We start from the raw sequence: 25788 nt of genomic DNA, 5'->3' as shown, positions 1-25788 counted from the left end.
AGGGCGAATCCTCTCTGCAACGTCCCGCGCTAAAGGTAACAGACGTGCCGCTAATGAGGTAACATATCCCAAGGTATGGTGAGTGGACGCCAGGCTCCTCCCATGCTTTGGGGCACCAAAAGCAAAAACAACGACCGTCGCTAGCTTAGCCGACGTTTCGGCAACAGCCGAAAAAACGCATGCAAGTCGCTCGCGCCTCAACAAACGCGGCGAAGCCGGGCAGGATATCCTCCCCCTGAACCGTATCCGACGCGGCAACCAGAACGCGACTTGCATCGCGGTGGCGCTGCTTGCCTTGCGCTCGGAGTTTCCCGCCCGAGGGCCGCGCAAGCGCAGAAAAGTCTTTTCTCACTCCGGCGCTAAAAACATTCCGCCCTCATGCATCGTGACGTTCATGCTCAAACAAAAGGGGATAATCGAGCCAGGCCAAACCAGACAACCCGCTCCTTTCAGGCGCTTCGGGCGCGCGCGGCCAAGCCATCTCTGGCAAATGGACATCAAGGGCTACTCCTCCATTCACTGCGGCTCGCGCGGCCATTCGAGAACCATCGTCGCCGGCCACTACCGCTATCCGCCCGGCCTCTTCGCATGCGACAATCAGGCCGGCGCCACCATGAAAGCGTCCCTTGCCTCGGTGTTCAGCCGTTACAGGCTGCCCGAATGCATCCTCCGCGACAACGACCCGCCTCGGGGTAACGTCGGCGCGGGACATGGCATCAACCCCGCAGTGCTCGCCCCACCCCGCCCAACCGTTGATTTTTTCTACTGGCAAAACGCGCAACTGAACGCACTTTAATCCGCAATATGTCCACACATCACTTTCAGAATACCGCACCAACCGCACCGGCCCCGCGCCTCGACGACGACGACGAAATCGAGGAGGCTCTGGCTCGCAAAAACGCCGCCCCCGTGGCCACGCTCATCCAGAAAAAATTCCTTGAGCAGCGAAAAATCTTCCTCTGGGGCCCCGTCACCGACGAGTCCGCCAAGGATCTCACCGAAAAACTTCTTTATCTCGAAGCCGACGCCCCGGGCAAGGAAATCACCTTCTATATCAACTCCCCCGGCGGAATCATCACCTCCGGCATGGCCGTTTACGATACGATGAAGCTCATCTCGTCGCCCATCACGGTCGTTGTCACGGGCATGGCGGCATCGATGGGCTCAATCCTCCTGTGCGGCGCTCCCAAGGGCCGCCGTTTTATCTATCCGCACGGCCGCGTGCTCATCCATCAGCCGCTCATTTCCGGCCGCATGATCGGTCCGGCAACAGACATCAACATCCAGGCTCAGGAAATGGAAAAGACCCGCGCCGAGCTGAACAAAATCCTCGCAGAGTCCTCCGGCCAATCGCTCGAAAAAATCGACCGCGATACCGACCGCGATTTCTACCTCAACGCCCAGGAAGCCATCGCCTACGGCCTCGTGGATAAAATCGTGGACAAAATCTGAGCAACTAGAACGACACTCTCATTCCCACCCAAAGCGCATCCGAGCCCGTTTCGGATGCGCTTTTTTTGCGCGAAAAACTCAACACAAACACATACTCCCGCCCCCGCCCTGCCCGGCGGCGGCGCTGAAACAAAACACACGCAAAAAAAGACTGGATTTTTTTTCGCGCGCGCTTTTTTCAATTTGGCTTTCTCGAAACTTTATCTCCCTTCTCGCAATTCTCCCATGATTGAAGTCAAAGGTTTGGTGAAAAATTTCGGCGCGAAACGCGCCGTGGACAACATCAGCTTCAGCGTCCGGCGCGGCGACATCCTCGGCTTTCTCGGGCCAAACGGCGCGGGGAAATCCACCACCATGAAGATGATCACCGGCTTCATCACGCCGACCGACGGCACCGCCATTGTGGACGGGCACGACGTGCGCCGCGACCCCGTGGCGGTCAAGCGCGTCATCGGCTACCTGCCCGAAAGCGCGCCCGCCTACGGCGAGATGACCGTCGGCGAATTCCTCGGGTTCATCGCGGGCGTGCGCGGGTTTCGCGACGCGGAGGCGCGCGCCGAAAAAGTGGAGCGCGCCATCCGGCTCACGCATCTCGAAAGCGTGCGTCACCAAACCATCGAGACGCTTTCCAAGGGCTACCGCCAGCGCGTCGGCTTTGCGCAGGCGCTCCTGCACGACCCGCCGGCGCTCATCCTCGACGAGCCGACCGACGGGCTCGACCCGAACCAGAAAAACGAGGTGCGCGCCCTCATCAAGTCGATGGCCTCCGAAAAAGCCGTGATCCTCTCGACGCACATCCTCGAGGAGGTCGAGGCCATTTGCACGCGCATCATCATCGTCTCGCAGGGCAAAATCGTCGTCGATGAAACGCCCGCGGAGTTTCGCGCGCGCCAACCCGGCGCGCGACTGGACGAGATTTTCCGCTCGCTCACCGTTGGCGACATGGCGTGAGCGTTTCCCCCGTTTTTTCCCGACGCGAAAAAACAAATTCCCGACCATTCCCTCCCGCAGTTTTTTTCAATAACTCATTATTTCGCCGACTCATGATCTGCACCATATTCAAACGCGAATTCCTCGGCTACTTCCGCACGCCGGTGGCTTATGTGTTTCTCATCGTGTTCCTCACGGCCTCGGTGGGGCTGGCGTTTTTTCTTGGAAACTTTTTCAAGAACAACGCCGCCACGCTCGAAAGCTACTTCTTGTTTCTGCCGTGGCTGTTTTTGTTCTTCGCGCCCGCCGCCGGCATGAGGCTTTGGGCGGAGGAAAAACGCTCCGGTTCCATCGAGCTGCTGTTCACACTGCCCGTCACCACGACGCAGGCCGTGCTCGGAAAATATCTCGCGGCGTGGGCGTTTCTCGCGCTCGCCGTCGTGCTCAGTTTTCCAATGGCGCTCACGGTCGGTTATCTCGGCGACCCGGATTGGGGCGGCGTGCTCACGGGCTATGTTGGGGCGATTTTCATGGCGGGCGCCTACCTCGGCATCTGCTCGCTCACCTCGGCGCTCACGCGCAACCAGGTCATCAGCTTCGTCATCAGCTTTGTCGTTTGCCTCGTGTTTGTGTTTCTCGGCTGGAGCGTGTTCAACGGCGCGCTCGGAGCCGTGCTGCCCGTCGGGGCCGTCGATTTTGTGGCGAACTGCGGCTTCATCCCGCACTTCGATCCCTTCATGAAAGGCATCATCGACCCGCGCGACGTCATCTACTTCCTGTCGGTCGCCGGCATCACGCTCTTCATCAACGTCGTTGTCCTCGAACGCTGAACCGCCAACGCAAACCCATTTTTTCCGCGCCATGAAAATCGGAAACAAACTCGTCGCCGTCGCCCTCGTCATCGTTGCGATCATCCTCGTCAACTTCATCGTCTCGCGGCTCCCGCTGCGCGTCGACGCCACCGCCGGCGGCATCTACACGCTCTCGCCCGGCACCAAGTCGCTCCTCTCGAAAATCGAGACGCCGCTCGCGCTCGACTTTTATTTTTCGCGCGACGCCGCCGGCCTGCCCACCTCCTACAAAAACTACGCCTCGCGCGTGCAGGAGCTTTTGCGCCAGTATGTCCGCGCCTCCTCCGGAAAAATCACGCTCAACATCATCACGCCGCAAGCCGACACGCCCGAGGAGGAGCGCGCCGCCGCCGCGGGCCTCCAGGCGCAAACCATCAACGCCACGGGCGAGACGATCTACTTCGGCCTCGTCGCAATCCAGGCCGACCAGGAAAAAAACATCCCCGCCTTCACGCCGCAACGCGAGGCGTTCCTCGAATACGACATCTCGCAACTCATCCACGGCGTGCAGCTCGTCAAAAAACCGCGCCTCGGCCTCATCAGCAGCCTGCCCCTCGCCGCGCCGCCGCCAAACATGATGATGCTCCAGCAACGCCAGCGCATGCCGCAGCCGCAGTTCGTCTACACCGAGTGGTCGCGCAACTGCGAGATCGTCACCATCGACCCCGCGACCACGCCCGAGCTGCCCGCCAACCTTGACGCGCTCGCGATCATCCACCCGCAAGGCATCCCCGAAAAACTCCAATACGCAATCGACCAGTTCATCCTCGCCGGCCACCCCGTCCTCCTCGCGCTCGACCCCTCCTCGCAACACGCGCGCCGCTCCACCAACCAGCAGGCCATGATGATGGGCATGCCGCCGCAGGACATCTCCAGCGACCTGCCGCGCTTCCTCAAAACATGGGGCGTGACCTACGACCCCAACCGCATCGTCGGCGACAACAAACTCGCCACCACCATCCAGACCGGCCGCGCCGTCGAGCGCTACCCCGTGTGGCTCACCCTCACCGCCGAAAACCTCAACCGCGCCGCGCAACCCACCGCGCAACTCAACACGCTCCTCTTCGCCGAACCCGGCTCCTTCGCAATCGACACCGCCGCCACCGGCCTCACCGCCACGCCGCTCATCGAAACCACCGACCAGGCCGGCGACGCGCAACGCGACGCGCTCCAATTCGCCCAGCCCGGCGAAACTGCGCGCCTGCTCACCCCGAGCGGAAAAAAAGTCCTCGCCGTCCAGCTCACTGGAAAATTCAAAACCGCGTTTCCCGACGGCGCGCCCAAGAAAACCGACGCCAGCAACAAGCCGGATGACGCCGCCGCCAATGCGCCCGCCGACAAACCCGCCGGGCAAGACGCCGCCGCCAAAACCGAACACCTCGCCGAGGGCTCCTCGACTGTCATCCTCGTCGCCGACACCGACTGGCTCTTCGACGACTTCGGACTGCGCAAGTTCAACTTCCTCGGCACCGAAGCCGTCGAGCCCTTCAACAACAACCTCGCCTTCGCGAGCAACATTGCCGACATCATCGCCGGCTCCACCGACCTCGTCACCCTCCGCGGCAAAGGCGCCGTCGAGCGCCCCTTCACCGTCGTGCGCGACATGCAGGCCGCCGCCGAGAAAAAATACCAGGCCAAGCTCGCCGAGCTCGAAGCTCGCATCACCGAAGTGCAAGGCAAGCTCGGCGAACTCATGGGCCGCACCTCCGAGGGCAACCGCCTCGTCGCCACGCCCGAGATCCAGAAAGCGATCGAGGACTTCCAGAAACAGGAAGTGCAGATGCGCCGCGAACGCCGCGAAATCCGCCGCTCGCTCCGCGAGGACATCGACGCGCTCGAATACCGGCTCGCCGCCATCAACATCCTCCTCGTCCCCGCGCTGATCCTCGCCGGCGCATGGCTCTTCCAACGCGCCCGCCGCAAATAAACCCCCGCGCCGATTTAATGATATTCGTAAAACACAGTGCCAGTTCTTTGGAGTGCGGTGGCAGAGCGAAGCGGCGACACCGCTTTGAGCGAGTTGCGCCCGGTGAAAATCTTACGCTGTTCAAAGCGGTGTCGCCGGTCGCTTGCGCTCTCTCTGCCACCGCACTCCAAATGGCCTCTTCATCCTTGTAACTTTATTCCGCGAAACTCAGTAGACCAATGAAACTCAAACCGCTCGTCATCACAGTCGCCGTGCTGCTCGTGCTTGCCGGCATCACATGGATTGCCACCCGCCCGCCCGCGCCCGTCACCGCCGACGCCCGCGTCGGCAAAGCGCTCGCGCCCACCGAAAAAATCGCCCGGGCCGCGCGCGTCGTCATCACCGACAACGGCAAAAAAATCGAACTCGCGCGCGGCGCCGACCAGACCTGGCGCAACGCGAGCTATTACGACCTCCCCGTCGATTTCCCCAAGCTCACGCGCCTCGTCTCGGACCTCACCGGCGCAAAAATCGAGCGCTTCGTCTCGGCCGATCCCGAACGCGTCAAGCGCCTCGATTTCAACGGCGCGCAAATCGCGTTTCACGCCGCCGATTCGATCGCCGACGCCGCGCCGCTCTACTCGATCGACATCGGACGCACCGCCGACAACGGCGGCCGCTTCGTCCGCCACACCGGCGAAACCAAGGCCTACCTCGCCAGCTTCAACCTCTGGCTCGACACCGAGCCGAAAAACTGGGCCGACAGCGCGCTCGTCCCGCTCAAGACCGCGGACATCGCGAAAGTCGAGTTCACCTTCCCCGACGCCCCGCCGCTCGCCTTTGCCCGCAAGGAAAAGACGGAACCCTTCGCCCCCGACCCCGCGCGCGAAGGCTGGAAAACAAAAACCTCCGCGCTCGACAACCAGCTCAACACACTCACCACGCTGCGCTTCCGCGACACCGTTGACCTCGGCACCCCCGACGCCGCCGAAGCCAAAAAATACGCGCGCACGGTGACCCTCACCGCCTTCGACAACCGCGCCGTCACGATCACCATGGGCCGCCGTCCCGCCAAAACGGTCCCCAAGCCCGCCGCGCAGGAACCAAAACCCGACGCCGCAACCGGCGGCACGACCGGGCCCGAAACGGAAACAATCCCCGCCGGCGCGGTGTATATCCAAATAACGGATGCAAAATCCGATTCCCCGGTAAACGCCCTCATGCAAAAACGCGCCGTGGAAACCTACGACCACGTCTTCACCGGCCTCCCCGCCGCGCCCGGCGACCTCCTCGAGAAAATCCCGGAAGACACCCCGCCGCCGACCTCGGATAAAAAAGAATAAGACCAGCGTCCTTAAACAGCCTACAAATGCGGCTTATTCTTTAGGTCCCGACAATGGAAGGACGGTTTCGCCGTTGCCAAGCGCAGGCGACATTTGCCAACCGCCGCGTTTGTCTTTCTTCATTTCCCGGCACGCCCGTCCGGCGTTTCACCGAAACGCATTCCATTCAGTCGAGGAATACTGCTCGGTCAATCCATCGACCTCGTGCTCCGCGAAATCGGGCCACGGCGTCTCGACGGCCTCCGCGCACATCGCCTTTGCAAGTCTCCCGATAAATTCCATCTTGAACGCATCCCAGTCCAATTCCGCCGATACCGTCGCGCGCGCGATCGACCCTTGAAACAACATGCCCTCCTTCGCGCGCTTTTGCGCCGCGCCCGCAATCTTTGCGCCCGTGTCCAAATGGATCACATCGTAACGCTCCGGACGCTCGAAGCACACCGTCGGCAGGCCCTCGCCTTCCGCCGCGGCTTCCTTTTTCAGGACAACATTCTCGCCCATCGCCGCCAGCGCATCCGCGATGCACTCGTGGACGACGCGATATGACTCGGGCGCGGGCACCTCGCAAAGCGCGTGCTCGCGCGGAATCACAAGCGCATACGTCCAGTCCTCCCGGTGATCGACAACCCCGCCTCCCGTCGCGCGCCGGCAAAGGTCAAACGGCCCCTCTTCCTCCGGCGGCAGTTGCGAGCGCACATATTCGAGCTTCTGGCTGTATCCAAAAGTGAACGCCGCGCTCCGCCAGCCATAATGACGGAACCGCGCATGCCCGCGCTCCGGGTAGCGTTTGAGCAAAAGAAAATCCGCGGCCATGTTTTCGGCCGCGCCGCCCGTGCGCATGGGAAGAATATCCAAGGTAATCGTCATGACGGAATCATGAAAAACTTTTCCCCGGCGTGAAGAGCCAAAACGTCGGGCAACTCGAACAAAAACACATTGCCCAAAACCTTCGTCACGCACACGGTCGTGCCCATGCCTCAACATTTTGCCGTCATCATTGCCGGGGGAAAAGGAGAGCGTTTCTGGCCGCAAAGCCGCGAACGCCGCCCTAAACATCTGCTGCCCATTGTCGGCGACAAGCCCATGCTCGCGCAAACGCTCGATCGCATTCGCCCGGTCGTGCCCCCAAAAAACACGTTCGTCATCACCAGCGCCGCGCAAGAAAAGGCCGTGCGCCAAGTGTGCGGGCAACTGCCACGGGCAAACATCGTGGCCGAGCCCGTCGGTCGAGACACCGCGCCCGCGGTCGCGCTCGCGGCGGCGCTTGTCGGGGCGCGCGATCCGCGGGGCGTTTTTGCCGTGCTGCCGTCCGACCACGTGATTCCCGACGCGAAGGTGTATCTGCGCGACCTGCGCGCCGCCTTTGCCGCGGCGGAGGCGGAACCCGTCCTTGTGACCATCGGCATCAAGCCGACGATTCCGGAAACAGGCTACGGTTACATTCAGCTCGGCAAGGACTGGAAAAAGTTTGGCGGCGCGAAGTTTTCCCGCGTGAAACAATTCAAGGAAAAACCCCCGCTCAAAACCGCGCGGCGCTACGTCGCGTCGGGCGATTACGCGTGGAACGCGGGCATGTTTGTCTGGAGCGTGCCGGTTGTTGAAACAGCGTTTGAAAAACACGCGCCCGATTATTTCTCCGCGATGAAGCCGGTGCGCGACGCGCTCGCGAAGCGCAAGCCAATCGGCGCCGCGCTGAAAAAAGTTTATTCGAAAATCGAAAAGCTCTCCGTCGATTACGCGCTGCTGGAAAAGGCGGACAACGTCGTCGTGCTGCCCGCGGCGTTTTCGTGGGACGACGTCGGCTCGTGGTCCGCGGTGCAGGCGCACTGCAAGCTCGATGCCGACGGCAACGCCCTGCGCGGCCCCGCGCTCGTTGAGCAGGGACGCGGCAACATTGTGTTTTCGGAAAGCGGCCACCTCACCGCGTTGCTCGGCGCGGACGACATGATCGTCGTGCACACAAAGGACGCCACGCTCATCGCGCCAAAATCAAAAGCGCAGGAAGTCAAAAAACTGGCCACCCGCATCGGCAAAATGAAAAACGGCCAAATGTGGCTGTAATCAGATCATGCTTCCCGAAATTCCCGAGAACTGGCGCGACACGCTTGGTGATGTCTCACAAGAGCAGTGGTATCGCGGGCTGGATGCGTTTCTTGACGCGGAAACCGCGGCGGGGCGCGCGATTCTGCCCGCGCGCGAGGATGTGTTCAACGCGCTGCGCCTCACGCCCCCCGGCGAGGTAAAGGTGGTGCTGCTCGGGCAGGATCCGTATCCAACTCCCGGGCATGCGCACGGCCTGTGCTTTTCGGTGCGGCCCGACGTGCGCCCGCTGCCTCGCTCACTCAACAATGTCTTCAAGGAACTGCGCTCTGATTTGGGCGGGGAAAATTTTCGGCCGCCCGCGCACGGCTGCCTGGAAAGCTGGGCGAGGCAGGGAGTGCTCATGCTGAACACGGTGCTGACAGTGCGCGCGCGCGAGGCAAACTCGCACCAAAAACGAGGCTGGGAAATTTTCACCGATCGTGTGATCGCCGCCGTCAACGCCATGCCAGAAACGGTCGTGTTTGTGCTGTGGGGCAACCAGGCGCGCGCAAAACGAAAGGCGATCACGGGCGCGCAACACCGCATCGTGGAAAGCGCGCACCCATCGCCGCTGTCGGCGCGGCTGTTTTTCGGATGCCGATGTTTTTCGGCGGTCAACCGGCACCTCGCCGAGGCGGGGCGGGCCGCGATTGACTGGAGCCTGCCGGGCGCGACGGAAACCGCGAGCAAGGGGTTGCTTCCGGGGTTTTAATGTGCGTGAGATAGCGGACGAAAACCATGCCAAACGAGCCTCACCAGTTCAGCCGCGCCGCACAGGAGTTGATCGGGAGCTTTCGAAAAATTCCCGATGAAACTCCGAGGAGAATGCGCATCCGCCCGACAAAGGACATGGGCGGACTGGTTCAGGACTTGCTCGTAAAATACAAAATCGGAATCGAGTCGGAGGAATCCGTGATCCGCGAGCACTGGGCGGAAGTCGCTGGCCCCGCGAACGCGCACTATTCGCACGTGAGGGATCTCGACCAGCGCGGCTGCCTGACCGTGCTCGCATCGCACGCGGTGGTGCGCAACGAGTTGTTTTTGCATCGCAAGATGCTGCTCCAAAAAATCCAAAAACTGCCCGGCTGCGCGAAAGTGAAGGCACTGACCATCCGCGCGGGCTGACACAATGGCGCGCCCCGCGCCCGCGTTTGCCATCGCGCACTTTTGCGCAAAATCGCAACAGTCGCAGCAAGATCGCGGGCGCGGATTTTTGAATCCGTGTTATTTTGCTGCGCATGAACTCAGGCAATATTCACGGCAAAGTCGTTTTAATCACAGGCGCAAGCAGCGGGATCGGCGAAACCACCGCGCGCCTCCTCGCCAGACAGGGGGCCACCGTCGTCCTCGCCGCGCGGCGCAAGGACAGGCTCCAAAAAATCGCTGACGAAATCACCCGCGACGGCGGCGTTGCGTCCTGCCACGAGGTCGATGTCACACAAAAAGACCAAGTGGAAAAGATGATCGCCGCCGCGGTCGCGCAACACGGTCGCATCGACGCGCTCGTCAGCAACGCCGGCCTCATGGCGCTCTCGCCTATCGCGTCGGGCAAGACCGGCGAGTGGGACCGCATGATCGACCTCAACATCAAGGGCATGCTCTACGGCATCGCCGCGGCCTGGCCGGTTTTCGAAAAACAAAAATCCGGCCACTTCATAAACATCGCCTCAATCGCCGGCCTCAAAGTCGCGCCCGGCAACACCGTCTATTGCGCAACGAAACACGCCGTCCGCGCGCTCAGCGAAGGGCTCCGCATGGAATCGCGCGGGAAGTTTCGCGTCACCATTGTCTCCCCCGGTTACGTCGAGTCCGAGCTCATGTATGGCACGTCCGACGAGGCCACGCGCAACGGCGTCGTCGAGGCCTACAAACAAAACGCCATCCCCGCCGATTCGATTGCCGGGGCGATCCTCTATGCGATTTCCCAGCCGGACCACACCTCCGTCAACGAAATCGTTGTCCGGCCCACCGTGCAGGAATTCTAAAAACAATTCGACCATCCGCTCATCTCTCCCGCCATGAAACACATCACCCTCGTCAAATCACTCGCGCTCGGACTCGCCCTCAGCGCGCTCGGACTCGCGGGCATCACGAAAGCACAAACCATGCAAAACGACGCAACCCATTTGGACGCCAAACAACGCTCGATCGCCGAAGTCGCCGCGCTCACCGCGAAGGGCGATCTCGAAAAACTGAGCCCCGCCCTCGCCACGGGACTGGACGCCGGCCTGACCATAAACGAACTCAAGGAAGTCCTCGTCCAAATGTATGCCTACACCGGATTCCCGCGCAGTTTGAACGGCCTGCAAACACTCATCACCGTCACGGAAAACCGGCGGCAATCCGGCATCGCCGACAAAATCGGAAAAGACGCCACGCCCCTGCCCGCCGACTTGGACAGGGACAAATACGGCGCGGAAACCCGCGCGCGACTCACCGGAAAACCACCCGCGCCCGTGACATCCGGCCCGCAGGCATTCGCGCCGATCATCGACACGTTTCTCAAGGAGCACTTGTTCGCGGACATCTTCGCGCGCGACATCCTGGGCATGCAAAGCCGCGAAATCGCCACCGTGGCCGCGCTCTGCGCATTGGGCGGCGTGGATCCGCAACTGCGCGCCCATCTCGGCGCCTGCATGAATGTCGGGACAACCCGCGCGCAAATCGAAGACCTGATCGCAACCATCGAACCCGCCATCGGAAAGCCCTCCGCCGCCAACGCGCGCCGCTTATTGAACGACATCAGCCCCAAGGCCGCCACGATTTTTCCGCCGGGCGACAAAGGTTCGCCGAATTTCTTCACTGGAAACGTCGCCGTGCGCCCGCTTACGAAGGCCGATGGCGTCAACAAATACTCCGTCGGCAACGTCGTCTTTTCACCCTCCGCGCGCACCAACTGGCACACGCATCCCGACGGGCAAATCCTGCTCGCGATCGCCGGACGCGGTTGTTACCAGGAACGCGGCAAGCCGGTCCGCTGGCTGGGCGCGGGCGACGTCGTCAACATTCCCGCCGGCGTGGAGCACTGGCACGGCGCCGCGCCCGGCAGCGAGTTCACGCACATCGCCCTCAGCAACGAATATCAAAACAGCGCCGTCACCTGGATGAAACCCGTGACTGACGAAGAATATAAAACCGCCACCTCCAAAAAATGAAACGCCTTACAATCCTCATCGCATTTCTTCTTATGACCGCAAACATTCACGCGCAGGAAAAACCCGCCGAAGACAAAATCCTAATCGCCTACTTCTCATGGAGCGGCAACACGCGCACCGTCGCCGGACAAATCCAAAAAACCGCCGGCGGCGACCTGTTCGAAATAAAAACAACCAAGGCCTACCCGACGGTGTATCGCGAGTGCACCGCCGCCGCCAAAAAGGAGCAGCAGGAAAACGCCCGCCCGGAATTGTCAACCAAGGTCGCCGGCATGGACGATTACAACATCATCTTCGTCGGTTACCCGAACTGGTGGGGCACCATGCCGATGCCATTGTTCACGTTTTTGGAGTCGTATGATTTTTCCGGAAAAACAATCATCCCGTTTTGCACGCACGAGGGAGGCCGGCTGGGCCGGAGCGCAAACGACATTAAAAAACTTTGCCCCAAGGCGACAGTCCGCGAGGGCCTCGCCATAAGCGGCAACGTTGCCAGGCGCGCGCAAAAGGAAGTCGACGCCTGGCTCCGCAAACTTGAAATAAGCAAATAAGAAACAATGAAACCCCTCATCATCTGCCACATGGTCTCGACCATTGATGGGAAAATAAACGCCGACGCCTTCGATGGCATCGCAAATGACAGCGACTACGAAACCACCGCCGCGAAACTCAAAGGCGACGCGTGGATTTGCGGACGCGTCACGATGCAACACTTCGCGCAACGCAAACCCTTCGTCCCCGCGTCGAACAAACCCGCCGGGCCGCAACCGGTGTTTGTCGCGCGCCGCGCGAAGTCCCACGCCATCGCCGTCGACACGCGCGGAACGCTGAACTGGCGCGGCGGCGACCTCGACGGCGAACACCTCATTTGCATCGTGAGCGAGCAGGCGCCCGCCGACTATCTCGCCGACCTTCGCAAAAAGAAAATCTCCCACATCGTCGCCGGACGCGCGACTGTGGACCTGACGCGCGCGGTCGGGCTGTTGCGAAAACATTTCGGCATACGCCGCCTGCTCCTCGAAGGCGGCGGCCGCATCAACGGCGGATTTCTCGCCGCCGGATTGATTGACGAGCTGAGCCTGCTTGTCGTGCCCGGCATCGACGGCCGCCACGACATCCCGACGGTTTTCGACGGCATGAAACCGGCAAAAAAGAAAGCCGTTCCGCTCAAGTTAAAATCCGTCGAGCGCCTCAAGCGCGGCACCCTCTGGCTCCGCTACAAAATCGCGCGGTAACACCCCGGCACCGGCAGGGAATTTAAAGATTCCCCCTTTCCGCAAAGCAGGCGTTTGCGGGCGCATCCGATCCTACACGGGGCGCGCCGCGCAAATGGCGCGCCTTGCGTCTCCCGGAGTTCGACAATCATCGCATATCCGTTGCGCCGAATCCAGTTGCGGCGGCCCGCTGCGCGGCTATGCTTTGGCTCAATGCCTGTCCCTGTTTCCACATCGGCCGAAAGTTTCCTCAGCGCCCACATCCATGGAAAAGTCCTCGCGGCGAGCAAGGGCGATGCGTGGCAGGGCGTCAAGGCGGTGATCACGGAGTCCACGGCGTGCGGCGAATTGCTGGACATCCCCCCCGTGAGCGAACCGTATCTCGTGTGGTTTATTTCGGGCGAATCCGAGGTTCACGACCGCGAAAAAGGCGGCCCCTGGATCAGGAGCATTGTGAAAAAAGGCTCGTTTTTTCTCTCCACCGGCGGCGAGCCCTACGACTGCCGCTGGCGCGCGCTGACACCCGAACCGCGAGTGATCATGCACGTTTTGCTCGACCTTTCGCTGATGAAAAAAGCCTACGAGGAGGTCTATGGCATCGACGCCACGCACGCGCGCCCCCGCGACGTGTCGGGCGGCGAGGACAGTCAGCTAAACGCACTCATGGAGCAACTGCGCGACGAGCTGACGCGCCGCAAGGCGAGCCAGCTTCTCGTCTCGGGAATCGCGCAAGCGGTCGCCATTCATCTTGTCCGCAAATACTCCGCGCTCACGCAGCAATCCAACTCGACCGGAAGCCCCTCGCTGCCCGGCTTCAAGCTGCGCCAGATCACGGACTGGATGAGCAAAAACCTCGCCGAGGAGTTTGACCTCGCGACGCTTTCCGAAATCGCGGGCCTGAGCAAATTCCACTTTCACCGCCTCTTCAAGAAGGCCACGGGAAAAACGCCCTCGAAGTATCATATTGATTTAAGAATGAGCATGGCGCGAAAGCTGTTGAGGGAAACGCGGCGGAGCGTCGTGGAAATCGCGCTCGAGGTGGGCTACGCAAACCCGAGTCATTTCGCAAAAATCTTCCGAAGGGAAACCGGATTGTCCCCGAGCGACTACCGGCAGTTGCGATAAGTTTTTGAGACCGCGCACAAAACCTGCGCCCGCCGCTCTCACAGTCCTTAAATCAAATCCAGCATGACGGGATTGCGTTCGACCTTTCGCCAGATCACCCATACCTCGAAGTCGAGGGCGACGCGGGCGGCGGCCAGCTTTCGACACACGATCCGATTTTGCGCCGGCAGCGCGAACTGACGCCGCCCAACTCGCCCAACTGCGCAACCCTCAACAAAGCCCTCGGCGGATAAGTGTGGTGCGAAAATCCGTCACCCATCGAGGCGGTTGCGATTATTGAATCACTTTAAAACGGAACCTCGCTGGGAAAAGACCATCCGGAGGACATTTGCATTCTGGACTATTCACGGGGCGAAAATTCGCGCAGTGTTTTGGGTTTCTGAAATGCTGCATCTATTTATCGTCTCGCTCATCTGGGCGCTGTCCTTCGGCCTTATCAAGGGACAGCTCGCCGGGCTCGACACGACCGCGCTCGGCGTCGTGCGCACGGGTTTTGCGCTCCTTGTGTTTCTCCCCTTCTGGCGTCCCGGAAAAATCCGCGCGGGAGACGCCGTCCGCCTGGCCTGCATCGGAGCGGTTGAGTTTGGCTTGATGTATGTTTGCTACATGGCCGCGTTTCGGTTTCTGGCCGCCTACGAAGTAGCCATCTTCACCATCTTCACGCCGCTTTGGATTGCGGCGATCGAGTCGTTTCAGCTTCGCAGGATTCCGGCCGGCCTGACCTTCGCGGCGCTGCTCGCAATCGCGGGCGCGGCGGTCATCAGCTGGCAAACGCTCACACCCACGCACAATCTGCTAGCCGGCTTCCTGCTCGTGCAGGGCTCCAATGTCTGCTTCGCCGTCGGCCAGCTCATGTATCGCAAGATCAGACGGGGCGCGCTCGGCAAAACAAGCGACACCGCGCAGTTTGCCTGGCTCTACATCGGTGCGTTGCTCATCACGCTGCTCGCCTCGGGTGTGACGACAAACTGGTCCGCGTTTCGCCCGGATTTGTCGCAATGGCTCGTGCTCGCCTATCTCGGCGCCATTGCGTCGGGACTTTGTTTTTTTGGATGGAACCTCGGGGCGCTTCGAGTGAGCACGGCCACGCTCGCCGTCTTCAACAATATCAAGATACCGCTCGCCGTCGCGTGCTCGCTGCTGGTTTTCGGCGAGACGGCGAACATTCCCCGCCTGCTCGTCGGCGGCGCGTTGCTCATGGTCGCAATCTTTGTTGCGCAACACCGGCCTCGCGGTTGAGTTTGCGGAAATTTTCAGCCCTTCAGTCCTTCAGCCTTTCAGCCTTTCCATGCAACCCATCGCGATACTCACCACAGGCGGCACCATCGACAAAGTGTATTACGACGCGCTCAGCAAATTCTCCGTCGGCGCGCCCGCGCTTCCCCGCTGTTTCCAGGAGGCCAATATCAACTACGAAGTTTCCGTGCGGGAAATATGCCGCAAGGACAGCCTCGACATGACCGACGACGACCGCGCGCGCCTGCGCGCCGCCGCCCTTGCCCGGCCCGAGTCGCGCCTCCTCGTCACCCACGGCACCGACACCATGACAAAAAGCGCCGAGGCCTTGCGCGACATTCCCGGAAAAACGATTGTCTTTGTCGGCGCCATGCAACCCGCGCACCTCCGCGAGACCGACGCGCCTTTCAACCTCGGCTTTGCCACCGCCGCCGTGCAACTGCTCCCGCCGGGCGTCTATATCGCGATGAACGGACAAGTTTTCCCCGCGGGCACCGTCCGCAAAAACCGGGAGGCCGGCCGCTTCGAGCCAGCCTGACAAAACACAATGCGCGGCAGTCCATGGCAGAACGATCGCCCGACTGCCGCCAACTCTCGAAACGCCGAAACCTCCGCGCTGATAAAACACGGGCTGTTTTTGGGCGGGCCCCGTTGCCATTTCCGACCCGGGGCTCATCCGCTCACTCCGCAAGCAACACCGCGTAGCTTTTCTTGCCCTTGCGCAGCAGCACGTATTTGCCGAACAACAAATCCGCGGCGGTCACCACACGGACGGCCTCGCCGGCGCGGATGTTGTTCACATAAATGCCGCCGCCCTCAATGTCCTTGCGCGCCTGTCCCTTGGAATTGACGAGCCCGGCGTGCACAAGCAATTCGGTGAGCGGAGCGCCGGCGTCGAGCCTGGCGCGCTCGACCGGCTTGGTCGGCACCTCGCCAACGACATCGCGAAATATCGCCTCGCCGGTGTCGCCGATCTCCGCGCCGAACAAAATCTCGCTGGCCTTGAGCGCCGCGTCGAGCGCGGCCTGGCCGTGCACCGTGCGGGTGACCTCGCGGGCCAGCGCGCGATGCGCCTCGCGCGCCCCGGGGTTGGCGGCGTGCTTCGCCTCGAGTTCCTCGATTTCGGGACGGCTCAGAAACGTGAATCGCCGCAGATATTCGCAAACCTTCACGTCCTCGGTGTTGACGAAAAACTGGTAGAATTTGTAGGGGCTCGTTTTTTCGGGATCGAGCCACACCGCGCCGCCCACCGACTTGCCGAACTTGCTGCCGTCGGCCTTCGTGATGAGCGGGAACGTCATGCCGTGGGCGGTGATGCCGAGCTTGCGGCGGATGAAGTCGACGCCCGACGCGATGTTGCCCCACTGGTCGGAGCCGCCGATCTGGAGCTCGCAGTTGTGGTCGCGGCGCAGGATGTAGAAGTCGTGCGCCTGGAGGAGCTGGTAGCTGAACTCGGTGTAGCTGATGCCGCCGTCGCCCTCCATGCGCGAGCGCACGGAATCCTTGGCAAGCATCACATTGAGCGAAAAGTGTTTTCCGACATCGCGCAGGAAATCCAGGAAGGTGATGTTGCGCGTCCAGTCGGCGTTATCAATGATGCGCGCCGGATTCGGGCAGCTCGCCGGATCAAAATCGAGCAGGCGCATGAGCTGTTTCTTGATGCAGGCCACATTGTGCGCGAGCTGCTCGGGCGTGAGCAAATTGCGCTCGGAGGAGCGCCCGGAAGGATCGCCGATCATGCCCGTGGCGCCGCCGGCGAGCGGCAGGACATTGTGGCCGGCGAGCTGGAAACGGCGCAGCGTGAGCTGCCCCATGAGGTGCCCGACGTGGAGCGAATCGCCCGTGGGATCGAAGCCAATATACACCGTGACCGGCCCCTCATTAAGGCGCTTGGTGAGCGCATCAAGGTCGGTGCAGTCGGCCATCAAGCCGCGCCACTTCAGGTCTTCGATCAGATTTGTCATAGCGATGCGAAGAAAAGCCCCCGCGCGCGCAAGCGCAAGTTTTGCGTTTGGCACGCCCCCCACTTTTGGGGCGCGGAGGAAAAAGGCGGCGGAATGGTCGCGCCACTTTGGCACACCGGAGAATTCACGCACCGCTCAAAGCGGTGCAACACGCCCCCGCCGGGCCATGTTGCGGCGCGTGTTTGGCGCCATCCATGCCTCCGCTCAATCCGGCTGCTTGAGTTCGCGCGGGATTTCGTTGTTGGTGCGGAGCATGAGCACGGGCACCTTGGTCTTCACCCAAAGCTCGGCCTCCTTGAAGATTTTTGCTGGCACCTGCTCGATCGCCTCGCCAACGGTTTTCACCGGATACTGCCGGCCCTTGCGTGTGTCATTGTAATCGTAGGCGCCGCGAAAGATGCGCTCCTCAACCGTCGCCACGCTTTCGGTCTCGGGAAGCTGGAGCACCCAGCCGGCAAGCTCCTCCTTGGGCAGCACGCCGTTGGGATCGGAAACCAGGATTGCGAATTGTTTTTTCACAGGGGGAAGTTTTTCGCCGTCTTCCTCGGCCTGTGTGATGGCGTTCATCTCCTCGACAATTTGACGGAGGAGTTTCGGGTCCAATTGGTTTTTTTTGAGGATTTCGGCGACTTTGTTGATATCGATTTTGGCCATGATGCGAAATTGATGCGTGATGCTCGGGTGCGGTTGGATTTGGAAAATTCTGTTTTCACAAGAGCACACACTTCGCCAAGGTGCGACAAGCCAGATATGCAAAAACAAAACACTCCCGGCCCCGGCGCCCCGGCGCAACGTGATGATGAGCTTTTCGACGTGGTCAACGAACGCGACGAGGTCGTGGGTCGCGCCACGCGCCGCGAGGCTCACGCGCGCGGCCTCCTGCATCGCGCCACGCATGTGGTCGTCGGCGACGCGCAAGGACGTGTGTTTCTGCAAAAACGCTCAATGGCAAAGGACACCGCGCCCGGCCGCTGGGATTCCGCCTGCTCCGGCCACGTCGATTCCGGCGAAACCTACGAGGCCGCCGCCGTTCGCGAACTCCGCGAGGAAACCGGGATGGACGCGTTCGCGCTTGGCGGGGCGAATCCGTTCGAAACGCTTTTCACCCTCGAACCCTGCGAGGCGAACGGCTGGGAATTCCTGCGCGTGTTCCGCCTGCGCTCGCACGGGCCGTTCGACTTCAAGCTCAACCCCGCCGAAATCGAGCGCGGCGAATGGTGGACAGAGGAGGAGTTGTCGCGCGCGCTCGCCGAACGCCCGAAAGATTTCACAAACGCCCTGCGAATGCTGTGGACGCGCCTGCATCCGTAGGGGCGCGCCCAACTAAAAAAACATCGCCTCGCCGAGGGCGGCTTCGGGGGTGAGGAGCGAGACGGGGACGCTCGCCTGCATGGGGCCGTGGCACAGCATGGAGTCAATGCCCGACGTGCCGGCATGCGGATCGCCGCGCCAGTGAAAATGACGCGAGGGTGTTTTGTATTCAAAATTCAATGACAACGGCGGCTCGCCATCGGCGGAGGATGTCAGCTCGGCGGGAGTGTTTTTGTCCATGCCGCAAGCGATGAGGCGATCGCGCGCCCACTTGAGGAGCGCGGCGGCCTCGGCGGCGTATTGCGGAGCGCGCGCGATGCGGATGGCCGAGATGCCGTCAACCAGCCCGGCGGGCGGGCACGCGCTGAGAAATTGCCCGATGCTTTGGCGGACGGGCAGCGTGCGCGCGTGGGCGAGATCTCGCACCGCCTCGGGCCGGGGCCAGGCGTAGTCGCCAAATCCCTCCGGCATGACCGCGCTGTCGAGGATGACTCGCTCGGACTTGACGAGGAGGTATTGATAATCGTTGAGGCGGCGCGACGAGGCGAAGCGGTGCACCCAATAATAAAGCGGCAGGTCGGTGGAGAGACAGATCGAGACCTGACTTTCGAGGTAGCGGCGCGCGCTCATGGGATACGCGAGCATGACAAACTCGCAACAGCGCGTGTCGCCCTTGGTTTTGCCGAGGTGGCATTCGCCGTAAATCTTGGCGCGGATTCGGTCGGTCGAGTTGTCGTCGAGCGAATACGGGCAGAGCACAACGACGCGGCAGGGATAGCGGCGCGAGAAATTGATCGTGGTCTGAAACTGCGCAACCGCGTCGTCATGCGTGGTGCCGAAGCCGAGGTGCAGGACGAGGTTGATTTGCGTGGCCTTCGCGTCGTCGCCGGTTGGCGAGGGACGCCCGTCCGCCGCCGCGCTGGTCCACATGTCGGCGAAACTTTTGTTGATGGCATCGGCCGGCACTTCGAGGCCGGGAAGAACGGAGAACACAGTGGACATGATGGATGCAGGTTATTTGGACGGGTTTGAGGCAGGAACGTTTTTATTTTCGATTTTGGATTCTCGATTTTCGATTGGGCGCTACCGCTCTGGTTTCGCATTCGGTTACACGCGGTAGCGCGCAATCGAAAATCCAAAATCGAAAATCCAAAATTTCCTCATGGTTTTCTCCAGGTGTCGCGAGTTTGGGCGATGAGGGCTTCGGCGGATTTCGGCCCCCAGGTGCCGGCGTCGTAGGTGTCGAGTCCTTCGTGTCCGGCCTTGGCCCAGTTTTCGAGGACGGGTGTGTAAAGTTTCCACGACGCCTCGGCCTCGTCGCCGCGGATAAAGAGCGTGCCGTCGCCAACCATGGCGTCGAGCACGAGGCGCTCGTAGGCCTCGGGTGTGTTGGAGCCGAACGTCGTGGAATAACGAAAGTTCATTTTCACCGGCTGCGTGCGGGTTTCGAGTCCGGGGACCTTGCCGTTGAGGATGAGGCCGAGCCCCTCGTCGGGCTGGATTTGAAACGCGAGGGTGTTGGGCGCGATGCTGTAGAGCGCGCTGTCGGAGAAGAGCGTGCCGGGAGGGCGTTTAAATTGTATCGCTATTTCGGATACACGATGCGGCATGCGCTTGCCGGAGCGCAGGTAAAAGGGCACGCTCTGCCAGCGCCAGTTGTTGATGGAGAGGCGGATGGCGGCGTAAGTTTCGGTGGAGGAGTTTTTGTCGATGCCCGGTTCGTCGAGGTAGCCGGGCACTTGTTTGCCGCCGATCATGCCGGAAGTGTATTGCGCGCGGGCGGTGTCGCCCCCCGGGCCGGGGCGGAGCGGCTGGATCGCCTTGAGGACTTTCACTTTTTCGTCGCGGACATCCTCGGCGGAAAGCGACACGGGCGGCTCCATCGCGGTGAGCGCGACGAGCTGCATGGTGTGATTCTGGATCATGTCACGAAGCGCGCCGCTGGTTTCGTAATAACCGCCGCGCGTGCCGACGCCGACCTCCTCGGCGACGGTGATCTGCACATGGTCGATGAAGTTGCGATTCCAAAGCGGCTCGAAAATGGCGTTGCCGAAACGCTGCACGAGCAGGTCCTGCACCGTTTCTTTTCCGAGGTAGTGGTCGATGCGATAAACTTGGCGCTCCTCGAAAACCGAGCGAATGGTGGCGTTGAGTTCGCGCGCGGAGGCGAGGTCGCGGCCAAAGGGTTTTTCGATGATAACCTTGGCGTGATGCGGCTTGCCGAGATGTTTCGACGCGAGCCCCGAGGCGCCGAGATTCTTGAGGACGGGCGCAAACACGGTCGGCGGCGTGGAAATGTAGAAGAGCGGCTGCATCTCGCGTGAGATTTTTTTCTCGATGCCGGAGATGCGCCCGGCGAGGCGGCGAAACGCCTCCGGCTCGTCATAGCCCCCGGCGACGTAGGACACGTTTTGCCTGATGCTCCGCCAGACCGCGGGATCGAGCTCGCGCCGGGAAAACTCGCGGATCGCCTTTGCGGCAATGTCGCGAAACTCCTCGTCGGGGATCGCCTTGCGCCCGTAGCCGACGAGATAAAAATCGGCGGGCAGAAGGCTGTCGCAAGCGAGATTGTAAACCGCGGGGATGAGTTTGCGCGCGGTGAGATCGCCCGAGGCCCCGAAAATGACGACCACCGTGGGCGGCGCGCCGCGATGCTTGCTAAGACCCTCGAGAAACGGATGGCGTGCGGTGTCGGCGTTCATGGTTTTGGTGTGACAATGCGCCAGGCGCGCCGCGTTTGCAAGCGGGCGCGCGCGTTTAAACCGCCCGCATTTTTTGCGGGTTTATTTTTGCACACCACGAATTTTAAAACGCACCCGCCACCCAAAACGCGCTTATCTTTTCGTTCGCCCATGCCGGACTTTCCCCTTTTTCTTCCCGCTTTTCACATGACGAGCCACGTTTCATCGAACCCTGACGGGATTCCCATGTTGCGCCACATTCCATTGGAAGGCGCGTATAATTTCCGCGACATCGGCGGTTATGAAACGGCGAACGGACGCCGCGTGCGATGGCACCGCATTTACCGCTCGGGACAGATCGACAAACTCACCGACACCGACGTGGAGACACTCGCCGGGCGCCGGATTTTGACCGTCGTCGACTTGCGCGAAAAAGTGGAATACGATCACGCTCCCGACCGGCTGCCGGCGGGCGCGACGATTGTGAGATGCTCCGGCGGCAAAACCGACCCGATGGAAAACTGGACGCACATGCTGGCCGGCGCCACATCGGGCGTGCCGTTCATGAAGGCGTTTTATTCCGACATCCAGGGGCTGGCCGCGCGCTTCAAGCCGTTTTTTCAAACGCTGCTCGACCTGCCCGACGACCACGCGCTGCTGCTGCATTGCATGGCGGGCAAGGATCGCACGGGCATCGGCATCGCGCTTCTGATGATCGCGCTCGGCGTGCGGCGCGAAACCATCGTCGAGGACTATCTGTTGACCAATCAATACGGCCCGAAGTCGCTCAACGAGGATGTGCGCATGAAACCGCTGGGATTGTCCGAACCCGTCCTGCGCGACTTGCTCGCGGCAAAGGAGGAGTATCTGCAGGCGTTTTTCTCCACACTGGAGGAACACCACGGATCGGACATGCAATTCCTCGCGCAAGCCATCGGGCTTTCCCCTGAAAAAATCAGCCGCCTGCGCGAAAAGTTCACCGAATAGGAAACGCGCGCGCGCGAATCAATACGAATGGCGGGCAACAAAAAACGGATCGAAAACGCCGGGGGCGTCAAACGCCTGCTGCCCATCATGCTCACGCAGGCGGTGGGTCTTGTGTGCGGGGTGGCGGGCATCACGATCGCGTCGAGGCTCGTCGAGCCCGAGGCGTATGGAGCCTACGGCATTTTTCTCACGCTCACGCCGCTGGGCATTGCCGTCATTCACGCGGGGCTGGTCAAATTTGTAGCCCGGCACTGGGCGGAGTCGAACAACCGCGCCGCGTTGTTGCGCGAAATCACCCGGGCCGCCGCGCGCAAACTGCCCTGGCTCGCGGCGGCGACCCTGGCCGCCGTGTGGCTTGTTCCCGGATTACGCGCGAACGGCGCGCCTTGGTGGGGCACCTGGCTGTTGTTGTTTGCGGGCGCGTCGTTGATGACGGCGGCGTGGCTCAGGCAGACGGCGTTGCAGGCCGGGCGCGAGCACTGGCGTGATTGCGGCGTGTCGGCGGCGGGCTCGGTGACACGGTCGTTCGTGCCTCCGCTGTTGTATGCCGCCGCGGGCGGAACGCTGCTGGCGCTGCAAGCCGGCTTTGTCATCCACGCGCTCGTGCTCGCAACCGCCGCGATTCTCGCCGTGCGCAAAAACAGTGCCGCGCAAAATGAATCACAACCGCCCCCGAAACAACTAAGCGCGATCTACGACGGCCCGCTGTTCGTTGTGCTTGCCGTGGCGGCGTGGATGTTGACCGCGGTCAACCGCTGGGTCGTCGCCGGATTTTTCGGAACCGAAACCGCGGGGTATTTCACACTCGCGGGAAATGTGGCGGTAATCGTGACGAGCATGCTGGCCGTGATGTTCACGCAATACTGGCAGCCGGTGGTTTTTGCGATGCCCTCACGCACCGCGGAGGAACGGCGCGCGCTCGCCAACTCCGTCGACATCGTGTCGCTCACGTATGCGCTGTGCGGGCTCGCGGGCATCGGTTTTCTGCACGCCTTCGCGCCGTTTCTCATCGGCTCCGTGATCGACGCGAAATACACCGGCGCGCTCGGCATGATCGCGCCCGTGGGTTGCTTCGGCGTGGCCGTGGCGACGGGACAATTTTCCCACATGCTCCTGCTCGCCGGTCACAAGGAAAGCGCGTGCGCCCGCGTGGATTTGAGCGGAGCCGCGGTGCTTGTCGCCGGAAGCGTGATCGCCGCGGCCGCCGGAGGCGAAACCTGGTTCCGGCGCTGGCTGCTCGTCTCGCCAATCGTGCCCTGGCTTTTGCAACGCACCCTGGCGCGGCGCATGTTGCTGGGGTAACGCAAATGCGCGCGGCTCACACCGCGCCGACTTCGCGCCAGGTTTCCTCGACCAGCGCGCCCGGCACATCGGAGCGCGTGGCCGAGTCGCCAATCGAGTTGAGCACGACAAAACGCAGCGTGCCGGAGCGCACTTTTTTGTCGCGAGCCATCGCGGTCATGAGCGCGTCCAGCGGAAGCGATTCGCGAAGACGAACCGGCAGCGCGTGCGCCGCGAGAACACGCTCCACGCGCGCCGTGTCGCCGCCGAAAACATTTCCGAGTTTTTCCGAAAGGCGCGCGGCGGCGGCCAGGCCAATCGCGACCGCCTCGCCGTGCAAATACGCGCCGTAACCCGTGACTTGCTCAATGGCGTGCCCGAAAGTGTGCCCGAGATTGAGAAGCGCGCGTCCGCCCTCGCGGGCGAGCTCGCGTTCGTCCGCCTCGACAATCCGCGCCTTGATTTCGCAGCACCGGCGAATCACCGATGCCAGCGTCGGGCTGGAGGCGGTGAGCGGACTGCTTTCAAGCTGGGCAAAAAGCGAGGCGTCGGCGAGCATCCCGTATTTGATGACCTCGGCCATGCCCGCGGCAAATTCGCGCGGCGGCAAAGTCGCCAGCATGTCGGTGGCGATATAAACCGCGCGCGGCTGGTGAAACGCGCCGGCGAGGTTTTTTCCCGCCTTGAGATTGAGGCCCGTTTTTCCACCCACGGAGCTGTCCACCATCGCGAGCAGCGTCGTCGGCACCTGCACAAAATCGATGCCGCGTTGGTAAGCCGCCGCGGCGAATCCGGCCAGATCGCCAATGACACCGCCGCCGGCGGCCACAAGCACGCTGGTGCGGTCAAGCCGCTGCGCCGCCATGAAATCGAGCACGCGGCCAAACTCGCCGAGCGACTTGGTCTCCTCGCCCGGCGCGAGTTCAAGCATGGGAGTGCCGCCAAAAAGAACTTTGAGCACGGGAGCCTGCGCGCGGGCGAGATTGCCGTCCGTGATCACGGCCATGGAGCGGCCGGAGCGGGCAAACGACTCGACATCGGCGCGCGCGAGCCCGGCAAGATCACCGCCGAAGTGAATTGGATAACTGCGTTCGCCGAGGCGGACGGTCAATGAGTCAGTGGTGTCGCTCATGTTGTGTGTTCAATAAAGTGCGTTGTTGAAAAGTCGCCCAAAGTGCAACCCTCCCGCCGCCACAGCGCAACAGTTTTGGGAAATGGAAAAACGCCGCCCTCGCCCACGCCATCTTTATAAAATAGCCCAAACGGAGTGTCATCCAATAGATGACACTCCCGGCGAATCCGAATGCCATTAGATCATGCTTTTTTGGCCCGGACTTCCGTCATGGCCGAATATTCTTGAAGAATCCCGCCTCCTCCAAGTCCGCCTTCATCGCCGCAATTTTGTCCTTCGCGATGGGCGTCATCGGAGGGCGAACGGGGCCGCAATCCATGCCAAGCAGCCCAAGGATGGCCTTGTTTGCGCTCATGCCGCCGTGCTTGCAGAAGGCCTGGATGAATTTCATGGACTCGAGCTGCCACGCCGCGGCGGACTTCATGTCGCCGGCGTTGTAGGCGGCGATCACGCGATTATATAATGCGGAGGCATAATTATAAGTGCTGCCGACCGCGCCCTTCGCGCCCATGACAAGCGCGGAAAGCAGGATTTCATCACGGCCAAAAAGAATGTCATACTTGTCGCCGGCGGCGGCCAGCGTGAGCCCATAGTCCATTATGTTTTCGTGCGTGAACTTGATGCCACCGAATGTCCGGATGCTTTTTGCGGCAAGCGGCAGGAAGTCCGCCATGGCAACATTCACGCCGGACATCGATGGCATGTGATAATAATAAAATGGCGTCTTGGGCGCGGCGGTCGCGACTTTCTTGCACCACTCGACAAGCCCGTCCACGCCCTCGGGGCGGAAAAAGGACGGGGCGATTGTGGCGATGGCGTCCGCGCCGATTTTTTCGGCGTGCGCGGCGAGCGCGCAACTTTCCGGCAGGCTGTTGTGCCCCACGTGGACGATCAGCTTGAGCCTCGAGCCCTTCATGGCCGCGCCCCACGCCTTCGCCACCGCGAAGCGCTCCTCGTTGGACATGGAGGCGCCCTCCCCTGTCGTGCCGCAAACAAACGCGCCGCTCACGCCGGTCGCCTTGTAATATTTTACCAGCTTGGGAATGACACCCAGTTTGAGCCGTCCCTTGGCGTCAAAAGGCGTGAAGGGCGCGGCGATTAGTCCGGTTATATGAAATGCGGGATTGTTGTTACTCAT

The 25788-nt window shown here is 61.6% G+C and carries 26 protein-coding genes; 19 read left to right on the top strand and 7 right to left on the bottom strand.

Annotated features, from left to right (window positions below):
• The first annotated feature begins 490 nt into the window (after window positions 1-490).
• The 6 genes from M2447_RS10635 to M2447_RS10610 all read left to right on the top strand — a co-directional run bounded on the left by M2447_RS10635 (window position 491) and on the right by M2447_RS10610 (window position 6482).
• The gene (locus tag M2447_RS10635) at window positions 491-796 is read left to right on the top strand and encodes a hypothetical protein (RefSeq protein ID WP_277508475.1); all 306 of its coding nucleotides are present in this window, start codon (window positions 491-493) and stop codon (window positions 794-796) included.
• A gap of 8 nt (window positions 797-804) precedes the next feature.
• Window positions 805-1452 carry an ATP-dependent Clp protease proteolytic subunit gene (locus M2447_RS10630; protein WP_277508476.1) on the top strand — a complete coding sequence of 216 codons (648 nt, stop codon included), beginning with the start codon at window positions 805-807 and terminating at the stop codon, window positions 1450-1452.
• Between the two features lie 225 nt (window positions 1453-1677).
• Window positions 1678-2403, top strand: coding sequence for an ATP-binding cassette domain-containing protein (locus tag M2447_RS10625; RefSeq protein WP_277558591.1), 726 nt, complete (start codon window positions 1678-1680; stop codon window positions 2401-2403).
• Between the two features lie 92 nt (window positions 2404-2495).
• Window positions 2496-3212, top strand: a complete 717-nt coding sequence (locus M2447_RS10620; RefSeq protein WP_277558589.1) for an ABC transporter permease — start codon at window positions 2496-2498, stop codon at window positions 3210-3212.
• Between the two features lie 31 nt (window positions 3213-3243).
• Window positions 3244-5160, top strand: coding sequence for a GldG family protein (locus tag M2447_RS10615; RefSeq protein ID WP_277558588.1), 1917 nt, complete (start codon window positions 3244-3246; stop codon window positions 5158-5160).
• 218 nt (window positions 5161-5378) lie between these two features.
• On the top strand, window positions 5379-6482 hold the full coding sequence (locus M2447_RS10610) for a DUF4340 domain-containing protein (RefSeq protein ID WP_277508481.1): 1104 nt from the start codon (window positions 5379-5381) through the stop codon (window positions 6480-6482).
• Between the two features lie 147 nt (window positions 6483-6629).
• On the opposite strand, the gene M2447_RS10605 is transcribed toward M2447_RS10610, so the two are convergent.
• Window positions 6630-7349, bottom strand: coding sequence for a lipoate--protein ligase family protein (locus M2447_RS10605; protein WP_277508482.1), 720 nt, complete (start codon window positions 7347-7349; stop codon window positions 6630-6632).
• A 69-nt stretch (window positions 7350-7418) separates the two neighbouring features.
• On the opposite strand from M2447_RS10605, the gene M2447_RS10600 reads away from it, so the two are divergent.
• The 10 genes from M2447_RS10600 (at window position 7419) to M2447_RS10555 (ending at window position 15832) form a co-directional block, all read left to right on the top strand.
• Window positions 7419-8543, top strand: a complete 1125-nt coding sequence (locus M2447_RS10600; RefSeq protein WP_277558587.1) for a mannose-1-phosphate guanylyltransferase — start codon at window positions 7419-7421, stop codon at window positions 8541-8543.
• Window positions 8544-8550: 7 nt separating this feature from the next.
• A complete protein-coding gene (gene ung / locus M2447_RS10595; RefSeq protein WP_277558586.1) occupies window positions 8551-9276 on the top strand; it encodes a uracil-DNA glycosylase in 726 nt (241 codons plus the stop codon).
• 26 nt (window positions 9277-9302) lie between these two features.
• Window positions 9303-9689: a DciA family protein gene (locus M2447_RS10590; RefSeq protein WP_108824100.1), complete on the top strand. Its 387-nt coding sequence runs from the start codon at window positions 9303-9305 to the stop codon at window positions 9687-9689.
• 113 nt (window positions 9690-9802) lie between these two features.
• Window positions 9803-10549 (top strand): SDR family oxidoreductase, encoded by a 747-nt coding sequence (locus M2447_RS10585; RefSeq protein WP_277558585.1) that lies wholly within the window; start codon window positions 9803-9805, stop codon window positions 10547-10549.
• A gap of 33 nt (window positions 10550-10582) precedes the next feature.
• A complete protein-coding gene (locus M2447_RS10580) occupies window positions 10583-11719 on the top strand; it encodes a carboxymuconolactone decarboxylase family protein (protein WP_277558584.1) in 1137 nt (378 codons plus the stop codon).
• Window positions 11716-12270, top strand: a complete 555-nt coding sequence (locus tag M2447_RS10575; protein WP_277558583.1) for a flavodoxin — start codon at window positions 11716-11718, stop codon at window positions 12268-12270. The genes M2447_RS10580 and M2447_RS10575 overlap by 4 nt, the downstream gene beginning before the upstream one ends.
• Window positions 12271-12276: 6 nt before the next feature.
• Complete coding sequence (locus tag M2447_RS10570; protein WP_277558582.1) at window positions 12277-12954, top strand: dihydrofolate reductase family protein; 678 nt, start codon at window positions 12277-12279, stop codon at window positions 12952-12954.
• Between the two features lie 192 nt (window positions 12955-13146).
• Complete coding sequence (locus M2447_RS10565) at window positions 13147-14058, top strand: AraC family transcriptional regulator (RefSeq protein WP_277558581.1); 912 nt, start codon at window positions 13147-13149, stop codon at window positions 14056-14058.
• Between the two features lie 384 nt (window positions 14059-14442).
• Window positions 14443-15297 carry an EamA family transporter gene (locus M2447_RS10560; RefSeq protein ID WP_277508492.1) on the top strand — a complete coding sequence of 285 codons (855 nt, stop codon included), beginning with the start codon at window positions 14443-14445 and terminating at the stop codon, window positions 15295-15297.
• 49 nt (window positions 15298-15346) lie between these two features.
• Entirely contained in the window at window positions 15347-15832 is a 486-nt protein-coding gene (locus tag M2447_RS10555; protein ID WP_277508493.1) for an asparaginase domain-containing protein, read from the top strand.
• 142 nt (window positions 15833-15974) lie between these two features.
• On the opposite strand, the gene tyrS is transcribed toward M2447_RS10555, so the two are convergent.
• Together tyrS and M2447_RS10545 are read right to left on the bottom strand one after the other, a co-directional pair.
• Entirely contained in the window at window positions 15975-17258 is a 1284-nt protein-coding gene (gene tyrS / locus M2447_RS10550) for a tyrosine--tRNA ligase (protein ID WP_277558580.1), read from the bottom strand.
• Window positions 17259-17462: 204 nt separating this feature from the next.
• Window positions 17463-17912 carry a hypothetical protein gene (locus M2447_RS10545; RefSeq protein ID WP_108824143.1) on the bottom strand — a complete coding sequence of 150 codons (450 nt, stop codon included), beginning with the start codon at window positions 17910-17912 and terminating at the stop codon, window positions 17463-17465.
• A gap of 96 nt (window positions 17913-18008) precedes the next feature.
• On the opposite strand from M2447_RS10545, the gene M2447_RS10540 reads away from it, so the two are divergent.
• Entirely contained in the window at window positions 18009-18569 is a 561-nt protein-coding gene (locus M2447_RS10540; protein WP_277558579.1) for an NUDIX domain-containing protein, read from the top strand.
• Between the two features lie 12 nt (window positions 18570-18581).
• Here the strand turns inward: M2447_RS10540 and M2447_RS10535 are convergent, their stop codons facing one another.
• A complete protein-coding gene (locus tag M2447_RS10535) occupies window positions 18582-19571 on the bottom strand; it encodes a glucose-6-phosphate dehydrogenase assembly protein OpcA (RefSeq protein WP_277508498.1) in 990 nt (329 codons plus the stop codon).
• 158 nt (window positions 19572-19729) lie between these two features.
• Complete coding sequence (gene zwf, locus M2447_RS10530) at window positions 19730-21271, bottom strand: glucose-6-phosphate dehydrogenase (protein WP_277558577.1); 1542 nt, start codon at window positions 21269-21271, stop codon at window positions 19730-19732.
• A 186-nt stretch (window positions 21272-21457) separates the two neighbouring features.
• Between zwf and M2447_RS10525 the strand changes: the two genes are divergently transcribed.
• Both M2447_RS10525 and M2447_RS10520 read left to right on the top strand, forming a co-directional pair.
• Window positions 21458-22237 (top strand): tyrosine-protein phosphatase, encoded by a 780-nt coding sequence (locus M2447_RS10525; RefSeq protein ID WP_277558576.1) that lies wholly within the window; start codon window positions 21458-21460, stop codon window positions 22235-22237.
• 27 nt (window positions 22238-22264) lie between these two features.
• Window positions 22265-23539, top strand: coding sequence for an oligosaccharide flippase family protein (locus M2447_RS10520; protein ID WP_277558575.1), 1275 nt, complete (start codon window positions 22265-22267; stop codon window positions 23537-23539).
• Window positions 23540-23555: 16 nt separating this feature from the next.
• Here the strand turns inward: M2447_RS10520 and aroB are convergent, their stop codons facing one another.
• Entirely contained in the window at window positions 23556-24650 is a 1095-nt protein-coding gene (gene aroB / locus M2447_RS10515) for a 3-dehydroquinate synthase (protein ID WP_277558574.1), read from the bottom strand.
• Window positions 24651-24858: 208 nt separating this feature from the next.
• The gene (locus M2447_RS10510) at window positions 24859-25788 is read right to left on the bottom strand and encodes a dihydrodipicolinate synthase family protein (RefSeq protein WP_277558573.1); all 930 of its coding nucleotides are present in this window, start codon (window positions 25786-25788) and stop codon (window positions 24859-24861) included.

Source organism: Ereboglobus sp. PH5-10 (assembly GCF_029504735.1).
Lineage (GTDB): Bacteria > Verrucomicrobiota > Verrucomicrobiia > Opitutales > Opitutaceae > Ereboglobus.
Note: the sequence above shows the minus strand (reverse complement) of the source record. Positions and strands in the feature narration are given on the sequence as shown.

Coding starts and splice junctions, on each gene's coding strand:
- M2447_RS10630 (WP_277508476.1), top strand. CDS start 805: ATGTCCACACATCACTTTCAGAATACCGCACCAACCGCACCGGCCCCG.
- M2447_RS10535 (WP_277508498.1), bottom strand. CDS start 19,571: ATGTCCACTGTGTTCTCCGTTCTTCCCGGCCTCGAAGTGCCGGCCGAT.
- M2447_RS10525 (WP_277558576.1), top strand. CDS start 21,458: ATGACGAGCCACGTTTCATCGAACCCTGACGGGATTCCCATGTTGCGC.
- M2447_RS10555 (WP_277508493.1), top strand. CDS start 15,347: ATGCAACCCATCGCGATACTCACCACAGGCGGCACCATCGACAAAGTG.
- M2447_RS10590 (WP_108824100.1), top strand. CDS start 9,303: ATGCCAAACGAGCCTCACCAGTTCAGCCGCGCCGCACAGGAGTTGATC.
- M2447_RS10635 (WP_277508475.1), top strand. CDS start 491: ATGGACATCAAGGGCTACTCCTCCATTCACTGCGGCTCGCGCGGCCAT.
- aroB (WP_277558574.1), bottom strand. CDS start 24,650: ATGAGCGACACCACTGACTCATTGACCGTCCGCCTCGGCGAACGCAGT.
- M2447_RS10570 (WP_277558582.1), top strand. CDS start 12,277: ATGAAACCCCTCATCATCTGCCACATGGTCTCGACCATTGATGGGAAA.
- zwf (WP_277558577.1), bottom strand. CDS start 21,271: ATGAACGCCGACACCGCACGCCATCCGTTTCTCGAGGGTCTTAGCAAG.
- M2447_RS10615 (WP_277558588.1), top strand. CDS start 3,244: ATGAAAATCGGAAACAAACTCGTCGCCGTCGCCCTCGTCATCGTTGCG.
- M2447_RS10545 (WP_108824143.1), bottom strand. CDS start 17,912: ATGGCCAAAATCGATATCAACAAAGTCGCCGAAATCCTCAAAAAAAAC.
- ung (WP_277558586.1), top strand. CDS start 8,551: ATGCTTCCCGAAATTCCCGAGAACTGGCGCGACACGCTTGGTGATGTC.
- M2447_RS10610 (WP_277508481.1), top strand. CDS start 5,379: ATGAAACTCAAACCGCTCGTCATCACAGTCGCCGTGCTGCTCGTGCTT.
- M2447_RS10575 (WP_277558583.1), top strand. CDS start 11,716: ATGAAACGCCTTACAATCCTCATCGCATTTCTTCTTATGACCGCAAAC.
- M2447_RS10580 (WP_277558584.1), top strand. CDS start 10,583: ATGAAACACATCACCCTCGTCAAATCACTCGCGCTCGGACTCGCCCTC.
- M2447_RS10620 (WP_277558589.1), top strand. CDS start 2,496: ATGATCTGCACCATATTCAAACGCGAATTCCTCGGCTACTTCCGCACG.
- tyrS (WP_277558580.1), bottom strand. CDS start 17,258: ATGACAAATCTGATCGAAGACCTGAAGTGGCGCGGCTTGATGGCCGAC.
- M2447_RS10585 (WP_277558585.1), top strand. CDS start 9,803: ATGAACTCAGGCAATATTCACGGCAAAGTCGTTTTAATCACAGGCGCA.
- M2447_RS10565 (WP_277558581.1), top strand. CDS start 13,147: ATGCCTGTCCCTGTTTCCACATCGGCCGAAAGTTTCCTCAGCGCCCAC.
- M2447_RS10605 (WP_277508482.1), bottom strand. CDS start 7,349: ATGACGATTACCTTGGATATTCTTCCCATGCGCACGGGCGGCGCGGCC.
- M2447_RS10510 (WP_277558573.1), bottom strand. CDS start 25,788: ATGAGTAACAACAATCCCGCATTTCATATAACCGGACTAATCGCCGCG.
- M2447_RS10520 (WP_277558575.1), top strand. CDS start 22,265: ATGGCGGGCAACAAAAAACGGATCGAAAACGCCGGGGGCGTCAAACGC.
- M2447_RS10560 (WP_277508492.1), top strand. CDS start 14,443: ATGCTGCATCTATTTATCGTCTCGCTCATCTGGGCGCTGTCCTTCGGC.
- M2447_RS10625 (WP_277558591.1), top strand. CDS start 1,678: ATGATTGAAGTCAAAGGTTTGGTGAAAAATTTCGGCGCGAAACGCGCC.
- M2447_RS10540 (WP_277558579.1), top strand. CDS start 18,009: ATGCAAAAACAAAACACTCCCGGCCCCGGCGCCCCGGCGCAACGTGAT.